General features: G+C 58.9%; 15 protein-coding genes. 13 read left to right on the top strand and 2 right to left on the bottom strand.

The genetic code is table 11. The annotated features are described in order from the left end of the window. The first annotated feature begins 101 nt into the window (after positions 1 to 101). On the top strand, positions 102 to 593 hold the full coding sequence (gene fur, locus H7B67_RS15285) for a ferric iron uptake transcriptional regulator (RefSeq protein WP_185120706.1): 492 nt from the start codon (positions 102 to 104) through the stop codon (positions 591 to 593). Between the two features lie 77 nt (positions 594 to 670). On the opposite strand, the gene H7B67_RS15280 is transcribed toward fur, so the two are convergent. After that, positions 671 to 1,147 (bottom strand): glutathione peroxidase, encoded by a 477-nt coding sequence (locus tag H7B67_RS15280; protein ID WP_185120705.1) that lies wholly within the window; start codon positions 1,145 to 1,147, stop codon positions 671 to 673. A 93-nt stretch (positions 1,148 to 1,240) separates the two neighbouring features. Between H7B67_RS15280 and H7B67_RS15275 the strand changes: the two genes are divergently transcribed. After that, positions 1,241 to 1,681 (top strand): MarR family winged helix-turn-helix transcriptional regulator, encoded by a 441-nt coding sequence (locus H7B67_RS15275; RefSeq protein WP_185120865.1) that lies wholly within the window; start codon positions 1,241 to 1,243, stop codon positions 1,679 to 1,681. A 58-nt stretch (positions 1,682 to 1,739) separates the two neighbouring features. Here H7B67_RS15275 and H7B67_RS15270 read toward each other — a convergent pair whose 3' ends face one another. After that, positions 1,740 to 2,882: a S8 family peptidase gene (locus H7B67_RS15270; protein WP_185120704.1), complete on the bottom strand. Its 1,143-nt coding sequence runs from the start codon at positions 2,880 to 2,882 to the stop codon at positions 1,740 to 1,742. 160 nt (positions 2,883 to 3,042) lie between these two features. Here H7B67_RS15270 and H7B67_RS15265 point away from each other — a divergent pair, with 160 nt between their 5' ends. The 11 genes from H7B67_RS15265 to H7B67_RS15215 all read left to right on the top strand — a co-directional run bounded on the left by H7B67_RS15265 (position 3,043) and on the right by H7B67_RS15215 (position 16,158). After that, on the top strand, positions 3,043 to 3,282 hold the full coding sequence (locus tag H7B67_RS15265; RefSeq protein ID WP_185120703.1) for a DUF4227 family protein: 240 nt from the start codon (positions 3,043 to 3,045) through the stop codon (positions 3,280 to 3,282). A gap of 97 nt (positions 3,283 to 3,379) precedes the next feature. Next, positions 3,380 to 4,291, top strand: coding sequence for a site-specific tyrosine recombinase XerD (gene xerD, locus H7B67_RS15260; RefSeq protein WP_185120702.1), 912 nt, complete (start codon positions 3,380 to 3,382; stop codon positions 4,289 to 4,291). A gap of 5 nt (positions 4,292 to 4,296) precedes the next feature. Further along, positions 4,297 to 5,469: a phosphopentomutase gene (locus H7B67_RS15255; RefSeq protein ID WP_185120701.1), complete on the top strand. Its 1,173-nt coding sequence runs from the start codon at positions 4,297 to 4,299 to the stop codon at positions 5,467 to 5,469. A gap of 18 nt (positions 5,470 to 5,487) precedes the next feature. Continuing rightward, complete coding sequence (locus H7B67_RS15250) at positions 5,488 to 6,312, top strand: purine-nucleoside phosphorylase (RefSeq protein WP_185120700.1); 825 nt, start codon at positions 5,488 to 5,490, stop codon at positions 6,310 to 6,312. Between the two features lie 29 nt (positions 6,313 to 6,341). After that, positions 6,342 to 7,667 (top strand): pyrimidine-nucleoside phosphorylase, encoded by a 1,326-nt coding sequence (locus H7B67_RS15245; RefSeq protein ID WP_185120699.1) that lies wholly within the window; start codon positions 6,342 to 6,344, stop codon positions 7,665 to 7,667. A 569-nt stretch (positions 7,668 to 8,236) separates the two neighbouring features. After that, positions 8,237 to 9,778 carry a response regulator gene (locus tag H7B67_RS15240; protein ID WP_185120698.1) on the top strand — a complete coding sequence of 514 codons (1,542 nt, stop codon included), beginning with the start codon at positions 8,237 to 8,239 and terminating at the stop codon, positions 9,776 to 9,778. A gap of 41 nt (positions 9,779 to 9,819) precedes the next feature. Beyond that, positions 9,820 to 11,526 (top strand): cache domain-containing sensor histidine kinase, encoded by a 1,707-nt coding sequence (locus H7B67_RS15235; protein WP_245363638.1) that lies wholly within the window; start codon positions 9,820 to 9,822, stop codon positions 11,524 to 11,526. A 263-nt stretch (positions 11,527 to 11,789) separates the two neighbouring features. Further along, positions 11,790 to 12,650 (top strand): ABC transporter permease, encoded by an 861-nt coding sequence (locus tag H7B67_RS15230; RefSeq protein WP_185120696.1) that lies wholly within the window; start codon positions 11,790 to 11,792, stop codon positions 12,648 to 12,650. Continuing rightward, complete coding sequence (locus H7B67_RS15225; RefSeq protein WP_185120695.1) at positions 12,644 to 13,504, top strand: carbohydrate ABC transporter permease; 861 nt, start codon at positions 12,644 to 12,646, stop codon at positions 13,502 to 13,504. Before H7B67_RS15230 ends, H7B67_RS15225 begins: the two co-directional genes overlap by 7 nt. A gap of 76 nt (positions 13,505 to 13,580) precedes the next feature. After that, positions 13,581 to 15,143, top strand: a complete 1,563-nt coding sequence (locus H7B67_RS15220) for an extracellular solute-binding protein (RefSeq protein ID WP_245363636.1) — start codon at positions 13,581 to 13,583, stop codon at positions 15,141 to 15,143. 193 nt (positions 15,144 to 15,336) lie between these two features. Continuing rightward, positions 15,337 to 16,158, top strand: a complete 822-nt coding sequence (locus H7B67_RS15215) for a phytanoyl-CoA dioxygenase family protein (protein WP_185120694.1) — start codon at positions 15,337 to 15,339, stop codon at positions 16,156 to 16,158. Positions 16,159 to 16,205 lie beyond the last annotated feature (47 nt).

Below are 16,205 nucleotides of genomic sequence, written 5' to 3'. Positions count from 1 at the left end.
GGGCAAATTTCGACCTTCAATTCGCTGCTAGGGTTTGACTTCCTAAAGTGCCTCCCCCTATAATGGAAGCAAGTGTGTTGAACGGGTTAAGGGGGAGAATCATGGAAGCCCGAATCGAGAAAGTAAAGCAGCAATTGCAATCCCAGGGCTACAAGTTGACCCCGCAGCGCGAAGCGACGGTGCGCGTGCTTTTGGAGAACGAGGAAGATCATCTCAGCGCGGAAGACGTCTTCATGCTGGTGAAGGATATCGCTCCGGAGATCGGGCTGGCCACGGTATACCGTACCCTTGAGCTGCTGAGCGAGATGCACATTGTCGAGAAGATGAACTTCGGGGACGGAGTGGCCCGGTACGACCTTCGAACCGAGAGCAACAAGCACCATCACCATCATCTTATCTGCGTGCAATGCGGGTCCATGACGGAGATTATGGAAGATTGGCTTACTCCGCTGGAGGAGAAGCTTGAGGCCGAATACAACTTCACGGTGCTCGACCACCGTTTGGATTTTACGGGCATATGCTCCAAGTGCCGCGCCAAAGAGGAAGAACAGAGCAAGAACGATTCGGGCAGCGCCGCTCCGACCAACGTATAGAACAAGAGAAATAAGGATGCCAGAGAAGCCGGAAGGCTCGGATGGCATCCTTTTTGCGATGAAGGACCGTTTGCCTGTTAGAGAAGGGATTGAATATGGCTCTCGATCTTCTCGGGCGTTGCCGTGGGCGCGAAGCGTTTGACGATGCGGCCGTTCCGGTCGACCAGAAACTTCGTGAAATTCCACTTGATGCTCTTGGAGCCCAGCACCCCGGGGGATTCCTTCGTTAAGTATTGGTAAAGGGGATGAGCGGTTTGGCCCTTGACGTCGATCTTGGCGTACAACGGGAAGGTCACGCCGAAGTTTAGCTCGCAGGCGCTCGCGATCTCCGTGTTCTCGCCCGGCTCTTGGTTCATGAACTGATTGCTGGGGAATCCGATGATGGCCAGACCGCGGCCCGAGTATTTCTCGTGAAGCTTCTGCAATCCGTGAAACTGCGGGGCGAAGCCGCATTTGGTCGCGGTATTGACGATAAGCAGAACTTGGCCTTTGTACTTGGATAAGCTTTCTTCCTTGCCTTGGATCGTGTTCACTCGATAATCGTAAACCGTCATCCGGATTTCCCTCCTTGGCAATTAAGTGATACAATTTAATTTTATAAAATACAATTTGAAAGTCAAGGGGAGTGTACCGTGAGCGACGACTTGATGAAGCTGGAGAATCAGTTCTGTTTTGCCGTATATGCTTGCGCCCGCGAGATAACGAAGCTCTATCATCCGCTGCTGAAGGATCTGAACCTGACCTATACCCAATACATTACCCTGCTGGCGCTTTGGGAGCGCGACGCCGTCACCGTCAAGGAGCTGGGAGAACGTCTCTACCTGGATTCCGGAACGTTGACGCCGCTCTTGAAGAAGCTGGAAGCGGCGGGCTATCTAACGCGCACGCGCGATCCCGTCGACGAGAGAAGCGTTCGCATCGTTCTGACGGAGCAGGGAAGGGCGCTGAAGGCGAAGGCCTGTACGATTCCGGAGCGGCTCTACCTGCAATCGGGGATGAGCGCCGAGCAGCTGGAGGCCATCCGCAGCCAGATGACGGATATGCTGGCGAGGATTCATCGGGGCGGCGATTCGCAGCCGCTAGCGTAAGAGCCAAGAAGCCGCCCGTTTCCGCGATAACGGAAGCCGGACGGCTTTCTCTATGAGGTCAACGCCGACGTCGGCCGGCGGCGGGAGCGACTTGAAGCAATCCGGAACCGACGGCATTCGCTCCCCCCGGAATCGGAAGAGCGGATCTGCGGATTCGTTTGCCTATGGCTGTTGCCGACAGCTTGGGAGCAACGCCTCTCAGAAGCGCAGCACCTCCGGCGACGTGGGGAGCGGACATGGAAGTGCCCGACATTCGGACGTAGGTGCCGTTAAGCCCCGTCGATAAAATGTTGACCCCCGGCGCGGCGGCGTCGATGCCCCTGCCCCGGCTGGAGAAAGAAGCGACGCGGTTGCTTCGGGTCGTGGCCGCGACGGCGATCGTCTCCGGGAATCGGGCGGGAACGTCGATCCGTCCGGCAGCCCGGCCGGAATTGCCGGCGGAAGCGACGATAACGATTCCTTTGCGCCGGGCCCTGCGGACGGCGTTATGCAGCGCAAGGCTGTTATCCGGCATGCCGAAGCTCATGTTGATGACGCGGACTCCTTTGGCGATGCACCAATCGATCCCCTGAACGATATCCGAGATAAAGCCTTCGCCGTTGCGGTCCAGCGCTTTGACGGCATATAGGACGGCTCGCGGAGCATTGCCGAAGATCCGGCGGCGCCCCGTCGCGGCGGCGATTCCGGCCACGTGGGTGCCGTGGCCGTTGTCGTCGGCGAACGACCCGCCCGGGACGATGGTATTGGTTCCGCCAGCGATCCGAAGATCGGGATGGGCGGCGATTCCGGTGTCGATGATCGCGACCCGCACGCCCTGCCCTTTCGATCTCGGCCATAACGGCGGAGATTTGACGCGGCAGACGTTCCACGGAACCTTGGCCTGGCACGCCCGGCGCTTATTGAGAACACGGCTCTTCCGGGGAGCAAGGGAGATCGCGTGGGCGGATACCTTCCCGTCTTTCTCGACGAAGGCGATTCGCGGATTTTGGCGCAAGCCGCTCCAGCGGCTCTTTTTGTCCGCGTGACAGCAGATCATCCGAAGCGCGTTGGAGCTTTTGACGGGTTTTAAGCCCGATGCCGAAAGCTTATGAAGGCATTTGCGATAATCGCCGCTTTTCTTGAAAGCGACAATTCGGCGTTCGGTCGACCTCGAGGGCTTGGAACGAACGGATAAGGATAGAACATGTTCAACGGATTTCATTCGCACGACTCTCCTCGGAAGAAGACGGATTGGGCGGTCTTGGCCATCCCTTAGCCAATGTATGGACGAATGAGCGGGAAGGTTCGCCCAGAAGAGAGGGCATGAAACGGTTCTTGTCCGAATAAAATGCTTCCAAATCGTTCGGAGAGGCGGATGCGGCATGAGGGAATGGACGGGAAAATGGTTGGAGAGGCTGCAGTTCACCCTGCTGTTCCTGGTGCTCACGGTCATGGTTCACCATGTGTTCGGGTGGCTGCAAGGATGGATGATGCCCATCGATCCGTACAAGGTTCCGGAAGGCGGCTCCGCCAAGGTCTTCCAAGCGGGCGATCCCGTTCCCGAAATCAGCGCGGAGAGCGCCAAGGACAGGCTTAAGCTGTTCTTGTGGCTGGGGGAGTAGGGAGAAGCAGGAGTTGGCCGCGGGATGGGGAAATCATTAAAGAAAGACATTATCCGACAGCTGGAGAGGGAATGCATAAAGGAGCTTGAAGATCAAGATGAAGACTCATTTGGACGCTTTTCTGAGCTATCTCGAGCACGATAGGGGCTTGGCGCGCAATTCGCTGGACAGCTATCGCGGAGATTTGGCCGACTTTCTGCAATTCTTGGAGGAGCTCGGCATTGCGGAGCCCCGGGACATTCATTCCCGCCATCTTTCCGCCTATCTGCTGAAGCTCCGGGGAATGTCGCGTTCCAGTTCGACATTGTCCAGAAGACTGGTATCGATCCGCTCCTTTTGTCACTATCTTCACCAGAATCGGATTCTAACGGACAATCCGGCTTTGACGCTGAAGTCGCCGCGTTTGGAGAGGAAGCCATATTCGGTCCTGTCCGAGCAGGAGGTCGAAAGGCTGCTGGACGCGCCGGGCGGGGATTCTCCGGCCGGACTTCGGGATAAAGCGATGCTGGAGCTGCTTTATGCGTCGGGCCTTCGGGTATCCGAGCTGCTCGCGCTGGACACGGACCATATCCATGCGGAGCTGGGGTTGCTGCGCTGCGTGGGTCCCGGCGGCAACGAGAGAATGGTTCCGATCGGTTCCTTCTGCTTGGATTGGATGGTAAAATATATGCGAGAATCCAGGCCGAGCCTGCTTCGGGGAGAGAAGGCGGAGCCTGCGCTGTTCCTGAATCATCTGGGCAGCCGGATGACGAGGCAAGGCTGTTGGAAGCTGATCAAGAAGCATGCCGCCGCCGCCGGTCTTCAAGACGATATTACTCCCCATACGCTTCGCCATTCCTTCGCTTCCCATCTGCTCGAGAGAGGAGCCGATTTGCGTTCGGTCCAGGAGATGATGGGGCATAAGGATCCGGCCACGACCCAGATTTACCAGCCGCCGGTCAAGGCCCGGCTGAAGGAAGTTTACGAGCACGCTCATCCCAGAGCCCGCAAGATCAGAATGGAGGACTAACCTCGATGAAATTTCGTCGCATTACCGTGATCGTATTAGACAGCGTCGGCATCGGAGAGCTGCCGGACGCGGACCGCTACCAGGATCTCGGGGCGCATACCTTGGGACATATTCTGGAATCGGTGCCTAGCATGGAATTGCCTAATCTTCGCAAGCTGGGGTTAGCCAACATCGCTCCACTCGGCAAGTGGGCGCCGGAAGCTTCTCCGTCCGCCCATTACGGCAAGATGGCGGAGGTATCCGCGGGCAAGGACACGATGACCGGCCATTGGGAGCTCATGGGTCTCAAGATCGAAACGCCGTTCCGCACGTTCCCGGACGGCTTCCCGAGCGCGCTGATCGAACAATTCGAGAGGGAGACGGGACGTCCCGTGATCGGCAACAAGCCGGCATCCGGCACGGAGATTCTGGACGAGCTCGGCGAACGGCAAATGAAAAGCGGCGCCTGGATCGTGTACACTTCGGCGGACAGCGTGTTCCAGCTGGCCGCGCATGAAGACATCATTCCGCTCGAGGAGCTGTACGACGCTTGCCGCATCGCGCGCCGGTTGACGCTGGCGGACGAATACTCGGTCGGCCGGGTCATTGCCAGACCTTACGTCGGCAAGCCGGGAGCGTTCCGGCGCACCCCGAACCGCCACGATTACGCGTTGAAGCCGCCGCAGCCGACCGTGCTGAACTCGCTTAAGGATGCCGGTCTCGAGGTCGTCGCGGTCGGCAAGATCAACGATATTTTCGACGGCGAAGGCGTCACCCGCGCGCTTCCGACGAAGAGCAACGCCCACGGGATCGAAGTAACTCTCGGGGAGCTGGGCAAAGACTTCGAAGGGCTGCTTTTTACCAATCTGGTGGATTTCGATTCCCTATACGGCCACCGGAGAGATCCGGCGGGCTACGCCAAGGCTCTGGAGGAATTCGATCGGGCCGTGCCGTCGCTCCTTGCGAAGCTGGGGCCGGACGATCTGCTCGTCATAACGGCCGATCACGGCAACGACCCGGTTCATCGCGGTACCGACCATACGCGGGAATACGTTCCGATTCTGGTCTTCTCGCCTTCTTTATCCGGGGGAGAGCTCGGCGTCCGGGAGACGTATTCCGATCTCGCCGCGACGATCTCGGACAATTTCCAAGTCAAGGCGACCGGCCAAGGACGCAGCTTCTTGTCCGAGCTTAAATAAAGAGAGGGAGAGATAATCATGGCGCAACAGACGAAGCAAACGATCGAAGAGGCGGCTTCCTATATTCAATCGCTTACGTCGCACGTCCCGGAGGTAGGTCTTATTCTAGGCTCCGGGCTCGGGGTGATCGGGGACGAAGTGGAAGACGCGGTTACCATTCCGTACGGGGACATTCCTCACTTTCCGGTATCTACGGTCGAAGGCCATGCTGGGGAGCTCGTCATCGGCCGGCTGCAAGGGCGAACCGTCGCGTTGATGCGCGGACGCTTCCATATGTACGAAGGCTACGAGCCGGAACGGACGGCGCTGCCGGTCCGCGTCATGAAGCGGCTCGGCGTGAAGACGCTGCTCGTGACGAACGCCGCGGGAGGCGTGAACCTGGACTTCGCGTCCGGCAATCTGATGATCATCTCGGACCACCTTAACCTGACGGGCCGCAATCCGCTTGTCGGTTCGAACGACAATGCGCTAGGCGTTCGCTTCCCGGACATGTCGGACGCTTACTCCAAGCGTCTGCGCCAGGTGGCGAAGGAGACGGCGGCGGAGCTCGGCGTACCGGTCAAGGAGGGCGTATACGCCGGATTGCTCGGCCCTAACTACGAGACGCCGGCGGAGATCCGCTACCTGCGGGTCATCGGTGCCGACGCGGTAGGGATGTCCACCGTTCCGGAAGTGATCGTGGCCCGTCACGCGGGAATCGAAGTCATCGGCATCTCCTGCATCACGAACATGGCCGCGGGCATCCTCGATCAACCGCTGTCGCATGAGGAAGTGATGGAGACGACGGAGAGGGTCAAGTCCCAATTCGTGTCTCTCGTGCTGGCTCTGCTGCCGAAGCTGTAACGACCCGACATAGAAGGAGGATGACGAAGATGCGCATGGTGGACGTGATCCGCAAGAAAAGAGCGGGAGAAGAAATGACGGCGGAAGAGATCCGCTTCGTCATCGACGGAGTCGTCTCGGGCTCGATTCCCGATTACCAGACGGCGGCGTGGGCGATGGCCGTTTGCTTTAACGGAATGTCGGACGCGGAGACGGCCGAGCTGACGCTCGCGATGGCGCATTCGGGCGACGTCGTCGATCTGTCCGCCATCCGCGGCGTTAAGGTGGACAAGCACAGCACCGGAGGCGTCGGCGACAAAACCACGCTCATTTTGGCGCCGATGGTCGCCGCATGCGGGGTTCCCGTCGCGAAGATGAGCGGCAGGGGACTCGGGCATACGGGCGGTACGATCGACAAGCTGGAGTCGATTCCCGGCTTCCGGACCGAGCTCGGCAGGGATGAGTTCTTCGCCCAAGTGAACGGGATCGGGGTCTCCGTGATCGGGCAGAGCGGCAATATCGCGCCGGCCGACAAGAAGCTGTACGCGCTGCGGGACGTGACCGGGACCGTCGAGTCCATCCCGCTCATCGCCAGCTCGGTCATGAGCAAGAAGATCGCGGCCGGAGCCGACGCGATTCTGCTCGACGTCAAGTTCGGCAGCGGAGCCTTCATGAAGACCGCGGAGGATGCGATCGTTCTCGCCAAGGCGATGGTCGCCATCGGCACCGAGGTTGGGCGAACGACGGTAGCCGCCATCACCGACATGGACCAGCCGCTTGGCCGCTTGATCGGCAACGCGCTCGAAGTGCGCGAGGCGATCGAGATTCTGCGCGGCGAAGGGCCTGAGGACTTGAGGGAGCTATGCCTGGAGCTCGGCAGCCAAATGCTCGTGCTGGGCGGGCAAGCTAAAGACGCAGCGGAGGCGCGCGACAAGCTGAAGTCGGCGATAGATTCCGGCGCCGCGCTCGACAAGCTCGGCCAGATGATCGCCGCCCAAGGCGGCGATGCCAAGATCGCGGGGCAGCCGGGGCTGCTGCCCCAAGCGGCGGCGCGCATTCCGGTTCTGTCCGCGGCGGACGGCTACGTTCACGGCATCGATGCCGAGGAGATCGGCCTCGCCGCGATGCGAATCGGAGCGGGTCGCGCCGCGAAGGAAGACAAGATCGACTACGCCGTCGGCGTCGAGCTGATCGCGAAACGCGGGCACAAGGTGGTCAAGGGCGACACGCTCGCCATCCTTCACACCCGCGGCGACGACGAAGCCGCGCGCTCGGCGGCCGAGCAGATCGTCGGCGCCTACGAGCTAGGCGACGAGGCTCCCGCCGCCAACCCGCTCATTTATGCGATCGTGAGCAAGGATGGCGTACGCCGGTAAACAAGAAGACAGGCCCCTGTGCGAGGAAGCAGCAGTCCGCTCGCACGGGGGCTTTATGGCGAGTTCGGCTGACTCCAATTCATTTCCGCTCAAGAGAGTAGTCTGGTTACACTCTTTGGCTGAATCTCATGATTATCCGCCCAAGTGAGTAGTCTGGTTACGCTCTTTGACCGAATGTCTTGAATATCCGTCCAAGAGAGTACTCTGGTTACCCTCTTTGGCCGAATGTCTCGATTATCCGCTCAAGAGAGTAACCAGTTTATTCTGTTTCGCCTATGCCGGGGATTTCAGCCCGATTGTGTCGTTATTGCCCTGCAACTGAAAGCGCCGAAGGTTATTATTCACCAGATCTTGTTCCCCGAGGGTAAACTCGAATAGTCTAACCATTTCCCGAACGGATATATTTCGATTAGAACCACAGCTGCTCCCCTTCGTTTTTTTCTTCGATTCCTTACCGTTTAAACCGTGCAATAAATCGCTACCAAATTTACGAATCTCTGCATATTCGGATCCGGGCGATCGAGTTATGATGAATAGATGTAAGCGTTTACCGAGCGGGGTGGTAAATCATGAAGCAAGAACCGTTGACGGTGCTGGTCGTAGACGACGAGCTGCCGATTCGCCAGGAGCTCCGGCTGGTCCCGTGGGGCGAACTGGGCGCCGAGCTGGTCGGGGAGGCGGAGAACGGCGAGGATGCGCTGTTCTTCTGCCGCAACTTCTCTCCGGATATCGTCATTACCGACATTACGATGCCGGTGATGAACGGACTGGATCTCTTCCGCGCCTTGAAGCGCGAAAGCTTATCTCCGCAAGTCATCCTGCTGACGTGCCACTCCGACTTCGCCTACGCCAAGGAAGCGATTCGGCTCGGAGCTGTCGATTACTTGGTCAAAGTCGCCATGGAGCAGGAGGACTTGGAACGGGCGCTGCTGAAGGCGAAGGAAGCCATCGACCGCGAACGGTCGATCCGCCGAAGCGAGACGGAGCGGCGGCGCTGGGCGTTGTCGCGCAAGCTGGCTCAGCTGGCGCTTCCGAACTCGCGGGAGGAGACGGTCGAATCGATCTTCCGCGAAGCGTTGGGCGGAATGCCCCCTTGCCTGACGGCGCTTCACGCGGACACGAAGAAGGAGAACAGAAGGTTGGTCGGACGGGAGATCGAGGAACGGCTGTCCGGATCCGAACTGCTGCAAGCGCCGTTTCGCTGGATCCCGGCGCGCGAAGGAACGTACCTGCTGCTGATCGACCGCTCGGCCGGCCCTTCTTCCTCGCTCCGAGCGCGTCTCGATACGCTGCTGCAGTCGCTGTCGGAGCATCTGGAGAAGGAGCTGTCGTTCCTGAGCGATGCCATTCGCCTGTATGCGGTCGTCAGCGAGCCGATTCGGGACGGCATCCGATGGAGCGAGCTTTTATCGTCGGTCGCGGGCGAGCAGCCTCAACGATTTTACGATTCGACGAGCCGGATTCTGTATGCTCGTTCCCAATCGCACGCGATTCCCGGCGAAGCGGAGATTCGGACGATGGAGGCGAGGATGCGCCGGGCGAAGCATGACCAAGCCGGGCTGCTCGAGTGGCTTGGCGACGAGCTGCCGAAGTGGGCGCTTAAGCATCGGCTCCCGCCCGAGAGGCTGAAGCGTCTGCTGACGGAATGGCGCCGGGAATGGGCTCCCGGGACGGACGAAGAACCCGGCCAGACAGACGATGTTCACCTAGAAGAGGCGATCGCGGACGCGTCGTCGCTCGCCGAGTTGATCTCGGCCCTTGTGCACGAAGCGGAGAAGGCCGGCGGGAAGAAGAAACCGCGCAAGGAGATCGCGGAAGCGATGCGGTTCATCGAAGAGAATCTGGGGAGTTCGATTACGCTGCCGGTCGTCGCGAATCGGGTCGGACTCAGCCCTCACTACGTAAGCAGGCTGTTCCGCGAAGAGGCCGGAGTTTCTTTTAACGACTTCATAACCCGCAAGAGAATGGAGAAAGCGGCCGAGCTTCTGCAGACGACGACCATGCGGGTTTACGAGGTCGCGAACGCCGTCGGCGTTCCGAGCTACCGTTATTTCACCGCGATGTTCCGTGAGTGGATGGGCGTTGCTCCTTCCGAATATAAAAAGGGATGATTCGAATGAGAAGGATATCGTTTGGTATCGGGAGCTGGAGCTTGGCGACAAGACAGTTCCTTCTTTTGTTTCTGACGACGTTCCTGATGCTCGGCTTCCTGGCCTACGACAATTACCAGAAGGCCGCGACCCTGTTCAGGGAGCAGATGCTCGACGATTCATGGAAGCTCATCGCCCGCACGAACGATTACATCGACAGCTACCTGGATAACGGACAGAACATTCTACTGCTGCTGTCCGACCGCACGGACTTGCTGACCGCCGGCGATAAGGAGGCGGAAGATTACCTGCGCTCCGTCGCCGGCTACAACAGCACGATCGTCAAGAGCCTATACATGATCCGTTCCGACGGAAAGGTGTATTCCAACGCGCAGTTGACCTACGATATCGTGGGCAATCCCGCTTTGCCCGAGCTTTACGAGCAATCCCAGCAAAATTACGGGGCGTCCGCCGTCAGCCAGCCCTATCCGTCGCCGCTGTCCGGCCGTACGGTCGCGATCTCGCGGCCGATGACCGAACAGGGGAGAGGGGTGGTCGGCGTCGCGGTCGTCGAACTCGATCTGGAGAAGCTCAGGAGCAAGCTGGCCGAGCTCACGTCGGGCGGCTATCAGGCGTTCCTTCTGCAGTCCGACAAAGGCAACGTCGTGACGTTCGATCCGGATAGCGACATGCTCCCGCACAAGCCCCGGACGTACATGCCGGAGCTGCCGGACGACTTCGCGGCGGCCATGTTCGCGCTGCCGGCGGGAACGTCGGACAGCCAAGGCGCGGACGGCCGCCTAACGGTCGTCAAATCGGGCATGAACCGGCTCGGCTGGAGCCTTATCGTGTTCATCAAGGACCGCTACTTCCATGCCTCCATCATTCGTCTATACGACAACTATAAGTCGGCAGCGGTCATTTGGACGGCGGTGCTGCTCATCGTGACTTTCGCCATGTCGAAGTATTTAACTCGGCCGATTCGGATTCTCGCCGCCAAGATGGACCGCGTGCGGGACATGGAGGTTCTGCCGCGCATCACCGTCGACCGTCGCGACGAGATCGGCCGATTGGCGAGAAGCTACCAGTCGATGATGGAGAGGATCCGCATATTGCTGAACGAGACGAAGCAGATGGAGCAGCGCAAGAAGGAACTCGAACTGAAAGTTCTGCAGAGCCAGATTGCCCCGCACTTCCTATACAACACGCTGGCCTGTATCGGCAGCTTGGCGCGCCAGCATAAGACGGACGAGGTGAAAGAGACGATTCGTTCGCTTGTCGGCTTGCTGTCGCTCAGCTTCGACCGGACGAACGAATTCGTCACCGTCGCCGAGGAGCTGGAAGGGCTGCGCATGTACTTGCAAATCCAGAACATTCGCTACGGCAGCAAATTCCGATGCGTGACGAACGTTCCTGCCGAAGCGGCGCAAGCGCCGATCCTGAAGCTGACGCTGCAGCCGATCGTGGAGAACGCGATCTTCCACGGCATCATGCCTCGGCGAGGGAACGGGACCATCTTTATCCGGGCTACGATTCGGCGCGGCGTTCTGAGGTTCTACGTAAGGGACGACGGGGTCGGCATGGACGCGGAAGCGGCGCGCCGTCTGCTCGGGGATCCTTTAAATCCGGCGCCCAAAGAGAGGTTCACAGGCATCGGCCTGTCCAACGTGCACGATCGGCTGCGGCTTCATTACGGGGAACCTTACGGGCTGCGCATAAAGAGCGTAAAGGAAATCGGGACGATCGTCCGCATCCAGCTGCCGCTCTGAAACGGCATTGCGAGTTTTCGGACAATTTCGCAAATTCGCTGTATATCGCGCTCGCCTCGGGAGTTGATATACTTCGATTGCCCGAACAATTTGCAAGCGCAATCATTCTTCTCGGGGCTGAACGCGCGCAGTCCCTATCGACCGAATCGAGGTGAAGACAGCTGGAGCAACCGACCGAGCTCACTGGGCCGTCCGCAAGAACCCGCCCCGACCGGCTCCGCACCCTTGCCGCCAGGATATGGCGATTCCGCGCCTTCTACGTCATGCTGCTGCCGGGCGCCTTGTATTTTATCGTGTTCCGCTATTTTCCGATGTACGGAGTCGTAATCGCTTTCAAGGATTACAGCTTCAACGACGGCATCTTGGGAAGCTATTGGGCCGATCCGTGGAACAAGCATTTTCTGACGTTCATTCATTCTCCTTACTTCGGGCAATTGCTTACCAACACGCTGCTCATCAGCGTCTACAAGCTGCTGTTCGGCATGCTGCCGCCGATCCTCATGGCGCTTCTGCTGAACGAGTGCCGGATCCGGTGGTTCAAATCGCTCGTTCAGACGCTTACGTACATGCCGCATTTCTTGTCTTGGGTCATTATTTACGGCATCGTGCTTGCGCTGCTGTCGCAGAACTCCGGTCTCGTCAATCATTGGATCGAAGAAGCGGGAGGACAATCGATCCCGTTCCTGACTTCGACGACGTACTTCCGCTCGCTGCTCGTCTCCTCGGAGATCTGGCAGAACCTGGGGTGGGGAGCCATCATCTACCTGGCGGCGATGGCCGGAATCGATCCGACTCTGTATGAGGCGGCTAGAGTCGACGGTGCCAGCCGGCTGCGGATGATCTGGCATATCACGCTCCCGGGCATCCGCAGCGTCATCGTCATGCTGCTCATCCTCCGGCTCGGCCATATGCTGGATGCCGGCTTCGAACAAATTTACATCATGTACAACATTCAGGTTTATCCGGTCGCCGATATCCTCGATACGTGGGTGTTCCGCACCGGTCTGCAACAGCTCAACTTCAGCTTGGCTTCGGCGGTCGGCTTGTTCAAGGCGGCGATCGGCCTGGTGCTGGTGCTGGTATCGAACAGGATCGCTAAGCGATGGGGGGAAGGCATATGGTGAGAGGGACCGAGGAACGCGTCTTCCAGATCGTCGTCGCGGCGGTTCTCTCCCTATGCGGCCTGGCGGCTTTGTTTCCCCTGCTCTATGTGCTGTCCGTGTCGTTGACGCCGTTCAGCGAGGTGCTCCGCAACGGCGGCTTCATCCTCATTCCGCGATCGATCACGTTCGACGCATACCGGAAGCTGCTGACCGAATCGAACGTGCCGCAAGCGTTCGGCGTCACGGCCTTCATCACGGTCGTCGGCACGCTTCTCAATCTTGCCGTCACGTCTCTCATGGCCTACCCGCTAAGCCGCAAACAGCTGCCGGGTCGGAACCTGTTCCTGATGCTGATCGTCTTCACGCTGCTATTCAGCGGAGGCATCATTCCGACCTACCTGGTAGTGAAATCGCTCGGACTGCTCGATTCGGTCTGGTCGATGATCCTGCCGAACATGGTATGGAGCTTCAACGTGCTTATCATGAAAAGCTTCTACGAGACTCTGCCCGAGGAGCTTTTCGAATCCGCTCGAATGGACGGGGCGAAGGAATTCCGCATCCTGGCCCGGATCGTTCTGCCGCTATCGGTTCCCGTCACGTTGACGATCGGCTTGTTTTACGCCGTCGGCCATTGGAACGAATTTTTCCAAGCGATCATGTACGTGACGGACCGCGAGTTGTTCCCGCTTCAGGTCATCGTTCGCGAGATCTTGATTCAAACCCAGCAGCCGCTGGAAAACGCCGAGAACATGACGCCGACCGAGACGCTGCAGATGGCGTCGGTCATTCTGGCGAGTCTGCCGATCATCGTCGTTTATCCGTTTCTGCAAAAGCACTTCACGAAAGGCATGCTGCTCGGGTCCGTCAAAGGGTGATTCCGCCAAGCCGCTACTGCAGGAGCGGTTAAGCGGTGCCATATCTAGATCATACGACAAGAAAGAAGGGGATTGTTTGATTCGAACTCCACGAATGTTCCGCCTAATGGCCGTTATGCTGCTCGCAAGCGGCCTGACGACGGCCTGCGGCTCGAACGAAGGCGATTCGTCCGACGCTCCGGCCTCCGGCTCCGGCCCCTCTCCGTCGGCGCCTTCGGACTCGGCTTCGCCATCGGCCGACTCCGGCAAAGTCGTCAAGCTAGACATTATCGAGACGGGCAACAACCTGCCCCCTCCGGATAAGGACTTCATCAAGCGGGAGCTCGACAAAGCTCTTCATACCGACATCTCCCTGACCGTCTACGCCTCGGGCGACGACTACAAAAACCAGTTGAACGTTCGGATGGCGTCCGGCAATTTTCCCGACCTCTTCATGGTCCCGGATCGCTCCACCCTCAAACAATACGTGCAGCAAGGGCTTCTGCTCGACCTGTCTCCGTATAAGGATCAGTTGAAGGCCGCCGTCGATTTCGTCGGGGAAGACAGCTTGAAGAAGACATCGTTCGACGGCAAGGTCTATGCGATCCCGAAGGCGCCGAACATTCCGTACAACACCTACTGGATACGCAAGGATTGGCTCGATAAGCTCGGCCTTCAGCCGCCGCAGACGATCGACGAGCTGCTGAGCACGGCGGTCGCCTTCACGGAGCAGGACCCGGACGGCAACGGCAAGAAGGATACGATCGGTTTGACGGGCAGCAAGCTGTCCGCGTTCGCGCCGGTATTCGGGGCGTTCGGCGTCGGCAACCCCGGGGATTTCTACCTCTCAGGCGGCAAGCTGATGAATTCCCTTTACGAACCGGGAATGAAGGACGCTCTTGCGTTCATCAACAAGATGATCGCGAGCGGTTCGGTCGATCCGGAGCTCATGGCGAACACCGGGCTGCAGCATCAGGAGAAGGCGATCAAGGGGCAGGCGGGCATCGTCTGGATCGATTGGCCGAACCTGTCGAAGGACCAGTTCACCGAACAGATCGAGAAGGTGAACCCGAACGCGGAATGGATTCAGCTCGCTCCCCCGAAGGGGCCGGGCGGACAGAACGACGGATCGTTCGACATCGGCGGCTCGCCGGGGATCTACGCCATTCCGAAGGCGCTGGAGAAGAACGAAGAGAAACTGAGGAAGGTTTTCGACTTGCTCAACTACGTATCGACGAAGGATGGCTCCAATCTCGTTCAATTCGGCGTTCAAGGCCGGCATTTCAACCTGGAAGGCGACAAGGTCGTGCCGACCGATTTGATGGCGCAGGAAGCGGGCTTTACCTGGCTATATCAATTCACCGGCCGTCCCGAGAAGAGTTATCTGCAGGTGAAGTTCGAGAAGCAGGCGTCCTTCATCGATTTCGCCGATAAGCAGCCGCGCATCCAGACCCTGAACGGGTTCCTGATGACGCCGGACGGATACAATGCGGCCGATGCGAACCGGTACATCGAGGAGGAGACCGTCAAGTTCGCTTATGGCAAAAGACCGCTATCGGAGTATGACGCCTTCTTGAGCACGCTCGAGACCTCGATGAACTACAAGTCGTTCCTGGATTCGGCGTTCCAGCAATTGAAGGAGCTGGGGTACGGCAACTGACGGCAACGCGCATCCAGCGGGACAATCGGATTAGTGGAACTACGCTCGCGAGACGAGATTAACGCGATCAAGAGGAGAAGAAGCCGGGTTGCGGCTGAGCCTGGCGGCAGAGAAAACGCCGCCTGCGCTTAGCCGAGCCCGGCCTCCTTTACCGCGAAAATATACACGAGACATTAAGGGAGGACTTATTCGAATGGATCACCTTAAGCTGGATATTCCGGAACTCGCGCGGCAGTTCGAGCGGGACGGCTACTTAATCGTGCCCGGCGCCCTGCAAGAAGAGAAGGTAGCGGAGCTGAACGGGGCCGTCGACCGAATCCTTGCCCAAGAAAAAGAATCGCTCGCTTACAATGTCTACAACAGCGTGGAGCGGGACCCGGCGATTCTGTCGCTGATCGACCATCCCTCGTTGCTTCCGCTGATCGTAAACCTTCTCGGTTATAACATTCAGCTGCACATCTCCCATCTCACGGTCCGGAAGCCGAATCCCGACCGCTTGAAGACCGAGACGAACAGCTTCATCGATTGGCATCAGGACGGTCCGAATCCGAAGTTCCCGAGTATTCGCGGGTTGACTGCAGTTTACTACTTGAAGGTCTGTTACATTCTGAGCGATATGTCGCAGCCGAACCGGGGTAATACGAAGGTTATCCGGGGCAGCCATTCGCAGCCCGATTTTCGGCCGGTCCAGACGGACGTCAACGTCCCGCTCGAAGGCGAGGTGCAGCTTTGCGGGAAACCGGGAGACGCGTTTATCTTCTCGCAGAACCTGTGGCATGCCGGAGCGCCGAACCGTTCCGAGTTTACCCGCCGGCAGCTGTTCATCGGCTACAGCCCGATCTGGATGCGGCCGATCGACTATCACAAGGCATCGCCTTCGCTGCTGGAAGGGGCTGACCCGGTTCGCCGTCAATTGCTCGGAGACATTAGCGATAACTACTTTCACTATTACGTGCCGGGCGAAGCGATGGTCCCGCTCAAGAAGCTGTGGATCGGCGGCGGCGCGGGACAATGAGTTTGCCGCATGACCAGCGGGAAGGATGTCGACCGGGCGGCAGCGTC

This window comes from Cohnella thailandensis (assembly GCF_014212135.1).
In the GTDB taxonomy this organism is placed as follows: domain Bacteria; phylum Bacillota; class Bacilli; order Paenibacillales; family Paenibacillaceae; genus Cohnella; species Cohnella thailandensis.
The sequence above is the reverse complement of the archived record's forward strand: the minus strand, read 5'-3'. Positions and strand labels throughout refer to the sequence as shown.

Coding starts and splice junctions, on each gene's coding strand:
- fur (WP_185120706.1), top strand. CDS start 102: ATGGAAGCCCGAATCGAGAAAGTAAAGCAGCAATTGCAATCCCAGGGC.
- H7B67_RS15280 (WP_185120705.1), bottom strand. CDS start 1,147: ATGACGGTTTACGATTATCGAGTGAACACGATCCAAGGCAAGGAAGAA.
- H7B67_RS15275 (WP_185120865.1), top strand. CDS start 1,241: ATGAAGCTGGAGAATCAGTTCTGTTTTGCCGTATATGCTTGCGCCCGC.
- H7B67_RS15270 (WP_185120704.1), bottom strand. CDS start 2,882: ATGAAATCCGTTGAACATGTTCTATCCTTATCCGTTCGTTCCAAGCCC.
- H7B67_RS15265 (WP_185120703.1), top strand. CDS start 3,043: ATGAGGGAATGGACGGGAAAATGGTTGGAGAGGCTGCAGTTCACCCTG.
- xerD (WP_185120702.1), top strand. CDS start 3,380: ATGAAGACTCATTTGGACGCTTTTCTGAGCTATCTCGAGCACGATAGG.
- H7B67_RS15255 (WP_185120701.1), top strand. CDS start 4,297: ATGAAATTTCGTCGCATTACCGTGATCGTATTAGACAGCGTCGGCATC.
- H7B67_RS15250 (WP_185120700.1), top strand. CDS start 5,488: ATGGCGCAACAGACGAAGCAAACGATCGAAGAGGCGGCTTCCTATATT.
- H7B67_RS15245 (WP_185120699.1), top strand. CDS start 6,342: ATGCGCATGGTGGACGTGATCCGCAAGAAAAGAGCGGGAGAAGAAATG.
- H7B67_RS15240 (WP_185120698.1), top strand. CDS start 8,237: ATGAAGCAAGAACCGTTGACGGTGCTGGTCGTAGACGACGAGCTGCCG.
- H7B67_RS15230 (WP_185120696.1), top strand. CDS start 11,790: ATGCTGCTGCCGGGCGCCTTGTATTTTATCGTGTTCCGCTATTTTCCG.
- H7B67_RS15225 (WP_185120695.1), top strand. CDS start 12,644: ATGGTGAGAGGGACCGAGGAACGCGTCTTCCAGATCGTCGTCGCGGCG.
- H7B67_RS15215 (WP_185120694.1), top strand. CDS start 15,337: ATGGATCACCTTAAGCTGGATATTCCGGAACTCGCGCGGCAGTTCGAG.